This is a genomic window from Salibacterium qingdaonense, assembly GCF_900114715.1.
GTDB classification, from domain to species: domain Bacteria; phylum Bacillota; class Bacilli; order Bacillales; family Marinococcaceae; genus Salibacterium; species Salibacterium qingdaonense.
In genome coordinates, this window is the sequence record NZ_FOTY01000003.1 from 191,059 (window position 1) to 203,210 (window position 12,152).

Annotated in this window: 14 protein-coding genes; 11 read left to right on the plus strand and 3 right to left on the minus strand. The window is 45.7% G+C overall.

Annotated elements, in window-relative coordinates:
• Window positions 1-82: 82 nt before the first annotated feature.
• The 3 genes from BM058_RS04275 to BM058_RS04285 all read left to right on the plus strand — a co-directional run bounded on the left by BM058_RS04275 (window position 83) and on the right by BM058_RS04285 (window position 4,340).
• On the plus strand, window positions 83-694 hold the full coding sequence (locus BM058_RS04275; RefSeq protein WP_090925774.1) for a superoxide dismutase: 612 nt from the start codon (window positions 83-85) through the stop codon (window positions 692-694).
• Between the two features lie 243 nt (window positions 695-937).
• Window positions 938-2,221, plus strand: a complete 1,284-nt coding sequence (locus tag BM058_RS04280; RefSeq protein ID WP_090925775.1) for an MFS transporter — start codon at window positions 938-940, stop codon at window positions 2,219-2,221.
• A gap of 88 nt (window positions 2,222-2,309) precedes the next feature.
• A complete protein-coding gene (locus BM058_RS04285) occupies window positions 2,310-4,340 on the plus strand; it encodes a peptidoglycan D,D-transpeptidase FtsI family protein (RefSeq protein ID WP_090925776.1) in 2,031 nt (676 codons plus the stop codon).
• 42 nt (window positions 4,341-4,382) lie between these two features.
• Here the strand turns inward: BM058_RS04285 and BM058_RS04290 are convergent, their stop codons facing one another.
• Both BM058_RS04290 and BM058_RS04295 read right to left on the minus strand, forming a co-directional pair.
• Complete coding sequence (locus BM058_RS04290; RefSeq protein WP_090925777.1) at window positions 4,383-4,868, minus strand: endolytic transglycosylase MltG; 486 nt, start codon at window positions 4,866-4,868, stop codon at window positions 4,383-4,385.
• Window positions 4,865-5,215: a hypothetical protein gene (locus tag BM058_RS04295; protein ID WP_090925778.1), complete on the minus strand. Its 351-nt coding sequence runs from the start codon at window positions 5,213-5,215 to the stop codon at window positions 4,865-4,867. Before BM058_RS04295 ends, BM058_RS04290 begins: the two co-directional genes overlap by 4 nt.
• A gap of 174 nt (window positions 5,216-5,389) precedes the next feature.
• On the opposite strand from BM058_RS04295, the gene rpmG reads away from it, so the two are divergent.
• From rpmG to BM058_RS04315, 5 genes are all read left to right on the plus strand, one after another.
• Window positions 5,390-5,539, plus strand: a complete 150-nt coding sequence (rpmG, locus tag BM058_RS04300) for a 50S ribosomal protein L33 (protein WP_090925779.1) — start codon at window positions 5,390-5,392, stop codon at window positions 5,537-5,539.
• 100 nt (window positions 5,540-5,639) lie between these two features.
• Entirely contained in the window at window positions 5,640-6,200 is a 561-nt protein-coding gene (locus BM058_RS04305; RefSeq protein WP_090925780.1) for a 5-formyltetrahydrofolate cyclo-ligase, read from the plus strand.
• Window positions 6,201-6,261: 61 nt separating this feature from the next.
• A complete protein-coding gene (locus BM058_RS18120; protein WP_177195423.1) occupies window positions 6,262-6,420 on the plus strand; it encodes a hypothetical protein in 159 nt (52 codons plus the stop codon).
• 204 nt (window positions 6,421-6,624) lie between these two features.
• Window positions 6,625-7,374 carry an HAD family hydrolase gene (locus BM058_RS04310; protein WP_177195424.1) on the plus strand — a complete coding sequence of 250 codons (750 nt, stop codon included), beginning with the start codon at window positions 6,625-6,627 and terminating at the stop codon, window positions 7,372-7,374.
• Between the two features lie 15 nt (window positions 7,375-7,389).
• Window positions 7,390-8,928, plus strand: a complete 1,539-nt coding sequence (locus BM058_RS04315; protein WP_245736843.1) for a rhomboid family intramembrane serine protease — start codon at window positions 7,390-7,392, stop codon at window positions 8,926-8,928.
• Here BM058_RS04315 and BM058_RS04320 read toward each other — a convergent pair.
• On the minus strand, window positions 8,925-9,713 hold the full coding sequence (locus tag BM058_RS04320) for a hypothetical protein (protein WP_090925783.1): 789 nt from the start codon (window positions 9,711-9,713) through the stop codon (window positions 8,925-8,927). The genes BM058_RS04315 and BM058_RS04320 overlap by 4 nt on opposite strands.
• A 161-nt stretch (window positions 9,714-9,874) precedes the next feature.
• Between BM058_RS04320 and BM058_RS04325 the strand changes: the two genes are divergently transcribed.
• The 3 genes from BM058_RS04325 to BM058_RS04335 all read left to right on the plus strand — a co-directional run bounded on the left by BM058_RS04325 (window position 9,875) and on the right by BM058_RS04335 (window position 12,142).
• The gene (locus BM058_RS04325; RefSeq protein WP_090925784.1) at window positions 9,875-11,344 is read left to right on the plus strand and encodes a spore germination protein; all 1,470 of its coding nucleotides are present in this window, start codon (window positions 9,875-9,877) and stop codon (window positions 11,342-11,344) included.
• An 80-nt stretch (window positions 11,345-11,424) separates the two neighbouring features.
• Complete coding sequence (locus BM058_RS04330; RefSeq protein ID WP_090925785.1) at window positions 11,425-11,931, plus strand: hypothetical protein; 507 nt, start codon at window positions 11,425-11,427, stop codon at window positions 11,929-11,931.
• A gap of 7 nt (window positions 11,932-11,938) precedes the next feature.
• On the plus strand, window positions 11,939-12,142 hold the full coding sequence (locus tag BM058_RS04335) for a YqgQ family protein (protein WP_090925786.1): 204 nt from the start codon (window positions 11,939-11,941) through the stop codon (window positions 12,140-12,142).
• Window positions 12,143-12,152 lie beyond the last annotated feature (10 nt).

Here is a 12,152-nt window from a genome sequence, read left to right on the forward strand (position 1 = left end):
GCACGTCTGAATGCCTTTGCATGAAGGCTGCGTGACAACAGGAATCAGCAGACACATAAATTTTTGAAGGAGGAGTTGCATTATGGCTAACCATCAACTACCAGAACTACCTTACGCTTTTGACGCTCTTGAACCTCACATTGATGAAGAAACAATGAAAATTCATCATGGGAAACACCACAATACTTATGTGACGAAGCTGAATGGTGCACTTGAAGGTCATGACGACCTGGCAGACAAGGATGTTAATGAGCTGATCAGTGACTTGAACGCTTTACCTGACAGTATCCGTACCGCTGTAAGAAACAATGGCGGTGGTCATTCCAACCATACTCTATTCTGGCAGATCCTCAGCCCGAACGGCGGCGGTGAACCGGAAGGAGAACTTGCAGACGCTATCAAGAACAAGTGGGGAAGCTTTGAAGCATTCCAGGAAGAATTCAAAAACACCGCACTTGGTCGTTTTGGTTCCGGCTGGGCCTGGCTCGTTGTGAATAATGGCGAACTTGAATTGCAGAATACCTTGAACCAGGATTCACCAATCATGGAAGGCAAGACTCCAATTCTCGGCATCGACGTGTGGGAGCACGCCTACTACCTGAAGTATCAGAACCGTCGTCCGGAATATGTAGACGCGTTCTGGAACCTTGTTAACTGGGATGAAGTAGCGAAACGCTATAAAGAAGCTAAATAATAAGTGAACCACAAGGCTGCCCTGAACAAAGGGCAGCCTTTTTTTGACTTTGTCATAACTTGGGTCAGTTTTAGAGGGTTGCAGGAGGTCGGATTTATTCAATGCTGCTTCAAAACGAAAGGCTCGCAGCTTCCGTTGTGCAGAGCCCATTACATAATACACTGATATGACGTGCTGCACCGCCTTTTTTATTGAATAGCCTGCCGCCGCCCGCGGCACAATACAGAGAAGGGCGGTGGGGACATGTTACGTTCGATTACAAAAATATTTTTAGGAAATGTTCCGGTAACCAAAAATTTATTGATGCTTCTTGTTATTGGAGGATTATATGCTGTATCCATTGCGCTGTCCAATACATTCGTCAATATTTATTTATGGAAGCAGTCCGGGGAAATCCGTGACATAGCACTATATCAGCTGGCTTCTGTCTTGTTACAGCCGCCGGCTTTTCTTCTGGCTGGTTGTATTGCAAAAAAAGCGGACAGAATCTACACGCTGCGGGCCGGTGTATTCATTTTAACGGCTTTTTTTCTTGCCGTACTGATGGCCGGAAAAAACGTTGAAGACCTTCTTCTTTTTCTGGGAGCCCTTCTCGGTATTGGATTTGGGTTCTACTGGCTTGGATACAATGTGCTCACATTTGAAATAACAGAACCGGAGACAAGAGATTTTTTCAATGGGTTTTCCGGGTTGTTAACATCTTTTGCCGGCATGATCGGTCCTTTAAGCGCAGGTTTTGTCATTACCTGGCTGCCTGAATCACGAGGGTACCAGGTGATATTTTTTCTCTCCTTCTTCCTGTTTATGATGGCTGTCCTGCTCAGCATGAAAATGAAACACAGGCATGCAAAAGGTCCGGTATACTTTAAAAAGGCAGCTGGAGAAATAAGAAAAAATAAAGACTGGAGAAAAATCCTGTACGCTCATTTTATGCAGGGGAGCCGGGAAGGTATTTTCGTGTTCATCATTATTTTGTGGGTGTACACAGCGACCAACAGCGAACTTGCTCTGGGAACGTACGGTTTTGTGACATCGGCTGTATCGTTTCTTGGCTACTTTCTGGTGGGAAGGTTTCTCAAGCCGGTATTCCGGAAACATGCTATTTTCATCGGTGGGGGTTTACTCGTTGCTTCTGTGTTTATCATTGTGTTTCACCCTGTTTTTCCGTTGTTGATAACGTATGGAATTGTGATCTCGGCAGCTTACCCGTTGATGCTGGTTCCCTACGTATCGCTCACATATGATGTGCTTGGAAAGGCTGCTGATGCCGGCGCACTTCGCATAGAATATCTGGTTACAAAAGAGTGGTTTATTAACAGCGGACGGGCTTTTTCCATCATTTTGTTCCTGGTCGGGACCGCTTTGCTTCCTGATCGTATTATTATTCCGGTTCTCATGATAATAACAGGAGCCGGACACTTTGCGGCAGCGTGGTGTATCAAAAATATTGATACGTCCTTTATTGTTGACAGGAAAAAAGTGAATAGCGGCATGCCGGAAAATGGAGGAGGAGACTCAGTGACGTGAGTTCTCCTCTTCTTTTTACCCGCGTCGAAGTGTGCTAAAATGGAGAAATGTACAGAACGGTTACATAAGAAAAGGGAGAGGAATACAGGTGGGAAAAACGAAATCAGGAAACAGACATGTCCCTTTCCGCTTAAATCTGTTATTTTTTGCGGTGTTTCTTCTATTTTCACTGCTCATTTTCAGGCTGGGGTATATTCAGATTGTTCAGGGAGATCAATTTGAAAGTAATCTGGAGGAGTCTTCTGCAGAACAGCAGGCCCGCATTGATGCTCCGCGCGGTTTAATGTACGACCGGAACGGAAATATCGTTGTGGATAATGAATTGGCGCTTTCTCTCACGTACACGAATAAACAGTCGGTCTCGACGGACGAACGGCTTGAAATAGCAGATGCCCTCGTTGATCTCATTTCCATTGAAACAGACGATAACGAAACGCTGAATGATAAAATTGACAAACGGACAAAACAGGATTACTGGATAGCGACGCATCCCGAAGAAGCCAAAAATTTAGTAACAGCAAAAGAACAAGCGCAAGCTGAGGAGGACGAAGACGAGAATGCACTATATAACCTTCAGTTGAGCCGTATCAGTGAAGAACAATTGTCGTCTCTGAATTCCGAACTGAAAAAAGTGTATATCTGGGGGCAGATGGTCAGCGGTTATTATGATACACCATATCGTATCAAAAAAGATCTTTCCCGAAATGAGGCCCATCAAATCAGCGAACGACTTGATGCTCTTCCGGGAGTCAATATTTTACGCGATGCCCAGCGTCAGTATTTGTATGATGATGCGTTTCCTGATTATTTCGGCAACATCGGTTCTATCCCAAGAGAACAGCTGGATCAGTACCTTGCTGAAGGATATGCGCGTACAGACGAAGTGGGAACAAGCTTTCTGGAACAGCAGTATGAGAATGATCTGCGTGGAAAGAAAGGCACTGTAACGAACGGAAATACCTCGAACGGACGTCGTGGGAATGATCTGGTTCTTTCCATCGATATGGCCCTGCAGCAGCAGGTAAATACCATTGTACAGGAAGAACTGAATTCTATGAGCACCGGCTTTATCAATAATCCCAACGCGTACATTGTGATGATGGAGCCGGAAACGGGAGAAATTCTGACGACGTCGGGCTATCAGGATCAATTAGGTATCACCTCAAAATCCTATGAAATGGGATCTACGGTGAAACCGGCAACGGTTATGACCGGTCTTGAAACCGGTGCAGTTACGCCGCAGACGACGATTGTCGATCGGCCGCTGGATCTTGCAGGAGCAGAACCTATCAGCTCTGTTTATAATATGGGTCCGGTTAATTATTACGATGCCATCGTCCAGTCTTCCAACATTTATATGTCTTATGTAGCGATGAATATGGCTGGATACAGCCCCGGGACCGGTCAGAGTTGGAGCAGCTCAAATTACAAACAGGCGTATGCCACGCTCCGCTATTACTATTCCCAGTTTGGACTTGGAGCGGAAACCGGTATTGATTTACCGTCAGAATCGACGGGGATTACTGGTCCGACTAACACTCCGGGGAGACTGCTGTATTTAAGTTTCGGCCAGTTTGATACGTATACACCGCTGCAGCTCGGGCAGTACGTATCCACCATTGCAAACGACGGATACCGTATGCAGCCGCGTCTTGTGAAAGGAATCAGACAGCCCAACCCGGATAAACAGGAACTCGGCGCTGTGAAAAAACAATTTGAACCCAACATTATGAATAAGCTGGATATTAATAACAGCTATATTGACAGGGTGCAAGAAGCCATGAGAGGCGTTGTCAGTCAAAGCAGGGGTTCCGCCCATTCGGAATTTAACGGGGCGGATTATGCAGCAGCAGGCAAGACCGGGACCGCTGAAGTTACCATCCGGCAGCAGAGCACGGGTAACTCGGTCGATGGTATTAACCAGGCCTTCATTTCCTATGCTCCGTATGATAATCCGGAAGTGACAGCGGCTGTTGTTGTACCTGGGCTCTATGAAAGTTCAAATGTCGCAAAAGTCATCGGCAGAAGAGCACTCGACGCTTATTTTAACCTGAAGGAAAATCCTCAGGCCCCTGAGTCCGAAGAAACGCAGGAGGAAAGCGGAACAAACGGTGAATAATAAAAATGGCAGTATCCCGAAAAATACGGGAACTGCCATTTTTTAAGATGTAATTTGATGAATTATGTCCTGAGCGCTCATTGTACTGTTTACCTTGTATTGTCCCGGCCTGATGGATGATGCCAGGCCGCTCTCCTGCAGTTGCTGCTGAAAAATGGAACCTTCTTCCACCATCTCCAGCTGCTGCAACAGGGAAGCTACATCGCCACTTGTCATTCCCTGTTCAATATGTAAGATGGCGGTTACTTCATTTGTTTCTTCCTCTTCTGATGGGACGTTTTCTTCCTGGATGGTACTGTATTCCTCTTCTGTCAAAACGACGTAACCATCCGATTCCAGAGAGGCAATGTGCTCCTCTGTGTTCCGTGTGCCGGAACTTGTTTGTTCTTCAGCCTGTTCCTGTTCCGTGCTTTGAGCTGAGATGTCCGTTTCGTTCTGATCAGGCTGAAGGATGAAGTAGGCAGCAGCTATGCAGCAGGCAGCCCCGAACCATCCAATAGAAAAAATCTGCATGCTTTTTCGATTCAAAGTCGTCCCTCCTCATCACGCATTCCGGACAGCAGCTGCTGCACTTCATCGGGTTTTAATTCCATGGCTGCTGCAATATCTTCGATACTCATGTTCTGCTGATATAATTGGTATGCCTCGCTCACCAATTCTTCTTTGGAATGACGCCGTACCGAGGGAGCGGAAGCCGACAGTAGTTCTTCTTCAAGAATGCGAAGCCGCTGCTTTACTTGATATATATCTCCCATAACCTGCAGAGACATCTGTTCCACCTCGTCGTTTCGCTCTTTTTGTTTATCCCCGGCTAAAAACGAAAGGCCGAACAGACATACGCTGAGCAGAATGGAAGAGAGAATGATCCATTCCATAAGCTTCCTCCTTTTCTATGAGTCATGTGAGTCATATTATACATGCTTGATCCCGTAACGAGAATGCTTTCCCTTGATTCTGCTATTTTCTTCACATAGATGCTTGATACGTTTCGTATTATTTGGTAACATAAATAGGTATGAATAGAGATTAACAGTTGAGGAGGGAGAACCATGCGTGTACAAGTAACAATGGCCTGCACGGAAACAGGAGATCGTAACTACATTACGACAAAAAATAAACGAAAAAATCCGGAACGCATTGAACTGAAAAAATTCAGCCCGCGTTTAAATAAGCACACCCTGCACAGGGAAACCAAGTAAGCAGTTGGAGAGATAATCTCCTCTGCTTTTTTCTGTATAAAGGGGGCCTGCAGGATAAAAGGTCTTAGTTTTTGAATGAGTCACTTGTAAAGGTGGAAGAATGGTGCACAAAAAAAAGGAGATCCGGCGGCATATCAGAAATCAGTTCCAACATACAGCACCGGCAGAACGAAACGAGGAGACCGGTTACATATATCAGCATCTTTTTCATTCCTCTTTATGGAAGAAATCTGCCACCATTGCACTTACAATGTCGACGAGAAATGAAATCGACACAGTGCCGGTTATTGAACAAGCCTGGCAGGAAGGTAGACAGACGGCCGTGCCGAGAGCGGATCCGGCGGAAGAATCGATGACGTTTTATCGCATATCATCATTTCAGGAAACGAGGCAGGAATTCGCGGGAATATGGGAGCCGGAGCCGGATCCTGAAGCGTTTGTTCCACCCTCGGCCTTTGATTTAATTATTGTACCGGGTATGGCCTTTGATAGAGAAAAATACAGGATTGGATTTGGCGGAGGATATTATGACCGCTTCCTTCAAACGGTTGAGGCACCGACTTGTGCCTTGTTGTATTCTTTCCAGTTATTTGAGCGGATTCCGCACGAACCGCATGATATCCCACTCGATTTTCTCTGCACCCGGGAGGGAATATTATAGTATAGGGGTACATAAAACAGCCGCTGATGCAGAGAATAGAGAAAAAAGGAGTGGCTGAATCATGACAGGAAGCACAAAAATCATTCTCGTGCTGCTTATCGTCTTGTTACTAACCTGCATGCCGAAATCGTTCATGCGTGGACTCCGTAGAACAGCTGTCGCAGCAGTGCTGCAGATTCCTTTTCTGCGCCGTGCACTGCTTGGTGCCTTTTTACATTAAAAAGGGGACACTCACAAAACATCCAGCTTCTAAAGAAAACCCTCGCTGCAGTGAGGGTTTTCTGTGTATACGAAGAGTTGTTACAAAAGTTGTCGGTTTTACACTTAAAAGACTCTCTTACCCATATACAATATCCCGGGAGCACATAATGATTCGATAAGAAAACGCTGTACTGCTATAATGAAGAAGAGTGGAGGGAATATAATGTACTGGAATACGATATGTTTTGATCTGGATAATACACTCTTCAGTCACGAAGATGCATTTGAACAAGCAGTACAATATACGTTTTATACAATGTATAAAACAAACGGAACCGGGACTCCATTTGCAGAAGTTGACTCAAAGGAGTGGTTCCGGACTTTTAAATATCATTCGGATTTGTTTTGGGATTATTATGAGCAAAATAACTGGACGCACGATGAATACCGCAGGAAAAGGTTTGACGAAACGATGAAAGCCTTCTTCCTGCCATACCAAAAAGGAGATGCAGAACGATTCCATGAACAATATGAAAAAGTGGTCGCTGATTTCTGCGTTCCTTTTGAAGGAGTATATCACCTGTTGGATCGTCTTCGTAAAGAAGGAATCAGGCTGGGAATTATAACAAATGGACGAAAGGCAACGCAGTTGAAAAAATGGAAAAAGCTGCAGCTCGATGCCTATATTCCGGAACCTCACCTCATTGTGTCAGAAGAAGCGTCCGTGGAAAAGCCGGAAAGAGAAATGTTTGATTATGCTCTTCAGCAGCTTTCCGGCGAAACGGCTGGATCCTTGTTCATCGGTGATTCCTGGGAACTGGATGTGAAAGGAGCCATTCAAGCCGGCTGGGATGCAGTATTTCTTAACACGAGGGGAGAGCAGAGAACGACAAATGACAAACCTGCTGCAGAGCATATGTCGTTTCAGGAAACCGCTCATTATCTGCTGCGCACCCTCCGTTTGAAAGGATGAACTGTCGTGGAGCCGATGCATCGATACTGGAAACTGATTCATCATCTGGTTATAAAAGAAGATGCGAGAATTGTTGAAATCAGCCGGGACAAAAAACAAATATGGCTTGAAACAGGGAAAAACAAACAAAAATCAGTCATCCGTATTGCCAGGGTTGAATACGACTGGATGAATCAGGTCGAAAAAGACGTCAAAGAGGCGCGGCAGGAATATGAACGTATCAAACGGATGATTCTTGGTCGAAATATCCCGTTTTATAGTATCTATATAACCTCTTATCCGCCAGCGGACCTGAACCGGCCTTTAAATAGTTACCTGAATACACAGAACAGCGGCCGGTTTTACCTTCTTTCCCGGGATCCATCCGGACGCATTGCTGAATCGGAAGAACAGCTGCTGAACGACCTTGGCTCCCGCCAATCGTGGGAGCCCGCTTTAGAAGATGAGTATTCCCACCAAGAGTGGGGCCGGCACTACAGAGCCATGGTAAAAGAAAGACAGGAGAAGCTGGAAGAAGAAGACCGGTCTCTTCTTCTTTTTACAAAACCCAGAGCGGTGTTTGTTTTTCTTGCTGCCATCGTGTCCGTGTTTACATGGATGGAGCAGACAGGTGAAAGTACTAATCTCGTTACGCTCATTGAGTTCGGAGCAAAATATAATCCGGCACTTCTTGAAGGAGAGTGGTGGCGGATCATTACATCCATGTTTTTACACATCGGCATTTTTCATTTAGTTATGAATTCACTCGCTCTCTTTTACATCGGCGGAGCGGTAGAGCGGATGTATGGAACGATCCGGTTTATCATTATTTATATGACGGCCGGGGTATTTGGTTCCCTTGCAAGTTTTGCCTTTAATGAGCAGGTGTCAGCCGGCGCATCCGGGGCGATATTCGGCTGTTTTGGTGCACTTTTGTATTTTGGTTTGATTCACCGCGCTCTGTTCTTTCGTACGATGGGACTGAATGTCCTTTTTATTCTAGGTATTAACCTTGTATTTGGTTTTGTGGTTCCTGCGGTTGATAACGGAGCGCATATCGGCGGTTTGGCCGGAGGTTTTCTGGCATCTGCGCTGGTACATCTTCCAAAACACAGACGCACCGTAACTCAGCTTCCTTTTTTACTGGTTATTCCAGGGCTGGCGGCAGGACTTCTGTGGTACGGTTTGATGAACGAAAACAAGCAAGGTTCGTCGATGGTTGAAGTCCAGCTTGCCCAGCAGTATCTTGAACGGGATAATGTGGAAGAATCAAGGCAGATTTTAAACGATGCAGAAAACGGGGAAGATAATCCTTATGTTCCCTTTGTTCTTGGCAATACTTACATGGCCGAAAATCAATACGAGCAGGCAGTGTCTCTTTTTCAGGAAGCAGTTTCCATCAATGAGGAGCTTGCCGAGGCTCATTATAATCTCGCTATTGCCTATTCGGAGCTTGGACAATGGGAGGAGGCAGAACAGTCTCTGAACAGATCCAGGCAGCTCGGTATTGAAGATCAGTCGGACGACGTGGATGTGGAAAGTATTGAAGAAAGAGTACAAGCAAATCTTCCTTAGGTTCTGCTGAAATGAATGTAGAGGGACAACGTTTTCCGTTCTTTATCCCAGCTTAGGAATGGCATCACTTTTTTTCTTTGTTTCTGCTGTGATGCAGTCACGTCCACTACCGTGTGGTAAACATCCTGCCACGCTTGTTCCACGGTATCCGGAGAGAGCCCGCTGTCAGGCGGAGCCATGTGTTTTTTCCATTCGGTCAGCGGAAACAACCGGCAGGACTCCTGCAGCCCGGCACTATCTTTAATGAATCGTTTTACGTGCTGCTGCTGTTGTCTGATGATGGTGTCCATCATTTTTCCCGTTCTTTTTTCCTGCTCGGTATCCGCGATGGAAAAGGAGTGTAAATCCGAGATCGGAGTGTCAAGCACATACAAAGAATTACTGCTCCAGTCATATGTATAGACTGGGGCATTTTTCATGCCGTAAAACCCGGCAAGGTCATACCTGCCTGAATCTTCAGAAGCAGTCCGTTTTCGCGCTGTAATATCATTTTCATTTTCTGACCACGCCGCGGCGCTGTCTTTCACGTATCCATCTTCCAGTAAAATAATCTGTGCCTGTTGATTTTCCGCCGGAGATTTGGTTTCAAGTGTTCCTTTGGATTCCAGCACGTATTCATCGTTATCAAGTGTGTGATGGATGGTAATTGTTCCTGCGGCTTTATTGAAATGATCAGCCGGACGTTCATAGTGTAGTTCCTCGTGCTTTTTGAAAAGAGAGGCATGCGCTTCAGACGCACCCGGTATCAGGAAAAGAACAAGGAAAATAAGGAACCATTTTTTCATAGGGGCATGCTCCTGACTATCGGAGAAAGTAAACGGCAGCCGTTCTATCAAGGAAAAGCTGTCGTATTATAGTATCTGCACAAAAGCGGAGCTTCATTCCCCGCTTTTGTGCATGAATATCCTTTCTATCGGAGACAATGACCGGTAAGGAGGGGGTAACGATGACCGATCACAGCATTCCAGTGTCCCGCAGAATCGCTGAAAACAAATCCTATTTGGCTTCGGAACTGGCAGTAAAACAGAATTTCGATATCATTGAGCTGGAGCTGGAATACAACGGCATTGAAATGGCGTTGTACATGGTCGACGGATTTGTAAAAGATCAGGCCATGACACAAATTCAGCGTGAACTGGATCATCTTCCATCATCCAAAGAGAAAAGCAGGGTTATCCAGTCGTTAATTACCTCCAGGATTCCCTATGTGGAGCTGGATACGAGTACAGATCTGAATGAGGTCGTGAATCAGGTATTGTCCGGTCCAGCCGCACTCGTTGTGGACGGCGAAGATGAAGTCATATTAATAGACACGAGGGAATACCCGGTTCGGTCGCTTGAGGAACCGCAGACCGAACAGGTTGTCCGGGGCTCTAAAGATGGTTTTGTCGAAACCATCATTTTTAATACAGCCTTAACAAGAAGAAGGATACGCGACCGCAATTTACGGATGGAATACCAAAGAGTCGGAAAAAGATCGCTGACAGATGTGAGTATCAGTTACATTGCTGATATTGCTGATGAAAAAATGGTGGACCGCATTCGAAAAGGAGTGCAGGACATTTCCAGTGACGGGCTTCCGATGGCGGACAAGACGGTGGAAGAGTATCTGTTTGGTCAGTATGTTAATCCCTATCCACTCGTACGTTATACCGAAAGACCCGACACAGCTGCGGTGCATTTGCTCGAAGGACATGTACTGATTTATGTGGACGGTTCTCCAACGGTTATGATTGTGCCGTGTACTTTTTGGCATCATCTTCAGCACGCGGAGGAATACAGGCAGAAACCAATTGTCGGTACGATGCACCGTCTCGTCCGGTATATTTCAGTTTTTGTATCCTTGTTTCTCCTTCCGCTGTGGTTTATTTTTGCCGCAGATCTCTTAAGCCCTCCGGAATATATTGATTACCTCGGAGTGGAAAAGGAGGGAAAAGTCCCGCTTATTTCACAGTTCATCATTGCCGAAGTGGGCATTGAGATGCTGCGGATGGCAGCGATACACACACCTTCGGCACTTGCTACGGCACTTGGTATTATTGCAGCTATATTAATCGGGCAGATTTCCATTGAAGTCGGACTGTTTTCGTATGAAGTCGTATTATATCTCGCTGTTGCTGCGATTGGCTCGTATGCTACGCCGAGTTATGAATTAAGTCTGGCGAACCGTATCTGGCGGTTTTTGTTTCTTTTGGCTGCGGCGGTTTTTGGAGCACCCGGCTTTACGGCTGCCGTCACCGTCTGGTTTATATTTCTCGTCACGCTGCGGCCGGCCGGTGTACCGTATCTTTGGCCGCTGCTGCCATTTTCCGCGGCTGATTTAGGCGATATTTTCAAACGAAAACCGATCCCTTTGAAAAAAAAGAGACCCTCTGTTACAGGCACGAAGGATCCGGATAGAACGGCGCGCGGCTGACAGAAGAGACCAGGTTTTAGCGGAATGGACCAGAAAGGATGGACATAGGATAGAGATAAAAGTTGTCCAGGGAGGGTCTTATGTTTATTTCGCTGCTGGAATTAACTATGGTGGGTATGGCTTTTGGTGCTGCAGCAATGTACAATCTGCATCACCAGAAGCGGATAACGATGCTGATTTTTTTGTTATTTGTCTGTACATTTTATATAGGCCTGCTGATAGCAGGGTTTTCATGGCTTCAGGCTGCTGAAGCAGCTTTTCTTTTTGACCTGCTACGTTTTTTAACAGCTGCCTCGGCGGCTGTATTTGGATGCATGTTCTACCTCCCTTATTACGGTTTTTTTCATGCCCGCTCGGGATATTTGTGGCTGGCGCTTACGTTGCTTTTTTTGTATACCGGCTGGCACGCCGGGCACTGGGCTTCATCTTTTGTGACAGGAATGCTTTTGATGTTTTTGTTTGCAGCGGCTTATGTAGCCGGTAATACGGTGCAGAGTATTCTTCATTTTAAAATGAGGGGACGGTTTTTCGTTCCTTATATTCCGTTTGCAGGTCTGCTTTTCTTTTCTTTGATTATGTTGCTATAATAGACATATGAATACTGACTTTCAAACTCTCGCAGATATTAGAAAATGGCTGATACAGTTTCGCACCGTCATCTATACAAAAGACCGGCGTATGGACCTTGAACTTCTCGAAGAAGAAGTGAAAGGAGCGCACGAAGCTGGTTTAATGGACAATAAGAATTATACAAACGCACTGATGATCATTAGAAACGAATATAACCAATTGGACTAATAGGACAGAA

Excerpts from the sequence above, each read along its gene's own strand:
- BM058_RS04275 (WP_090925774.1), top strand. The coding sequence starts at position 83 with ATGGCTAACCATCAACTACCAGAACTACCTTACGCTTTTGACGCTCTT.
- BM058_RS04280 (WP_090925775.1), top strand. The coding sequence starts at position 938 with ATGTTACGTTCGATTACAAAAATATTTTTAGGAAATGTTCCGGTAACC.
- BM058_RS04295 (WP_090925778.1), bottom strand. The coding sequence starts at position 5,215 with ATGGAATGGATCATTCTCTCTTCCATTCTGCTCAGCGTATGTCTGTTC.
- rpmG (WP_090925779.1), top strand. The coding sequence starts at position 5,390 with ATGCGTGTACAAGTAACAATGGCCTGCACGGAAACAGGAGATCGTAAC.
- BM058_RS04305 (WP_090925780.1), top strand. The coding sequence starts at position 5,640 with ATGGTGCACAAAAAAAAGGAGATCCGGCGGCATATCAGAAATCAGTTC.
- BM058_RS18120 (WP_177195423.1), top strand. The coding sequence starts at position 6,262 with ATGACAGGAAGCACAAAAATCATTCTCGTGCTGCTTATCGTCTTGTTA.
- BM058_RS04310 (WP_177195424.1), top strand. The coding sequence starts at position 6,625 with ATGTACTGGAATACGATATGTTTTGATCTGGATAATACACTCTTCAGT.
- BM058_RS04315 (WP_245736843.1), top strand. The coding sequence starts at position 7,390 with ATGCATCGATACTGGAAACTGATTCATCATCTGGTTATAAAAGAAGAT.
- BM058_RS04320 (WP_090925783.1), bottom strand. The coding sequence starts at position 9,713 with ATGAAAAAATGGTTCCTTATTTTCCTTGTTCTTTTCCTGATACCGGGT.
- BM058_RS04325 (WP_090925784.1), top strand. The coding sequence starts at position 9,875 with ATGACCGATCACAGCATTCCAGTGTCCCGCAGAATCGCTGAAAACAAA.
- BM058_RS04330 (WP_090925785.1), top strand. The coding sequence starts at position 11,425 with ATGTTTATTTCGCTGCTGGAATTAACTATGGTGGGTATGGCTTTTGGT.
- BM058_RS04335 (WP_090925786.1), top strand. The coding sequence starts at position 11,939 with ATGAATACTGACTTTCAAACTCTCGCAGATATTAGAAAATGGCTGATA.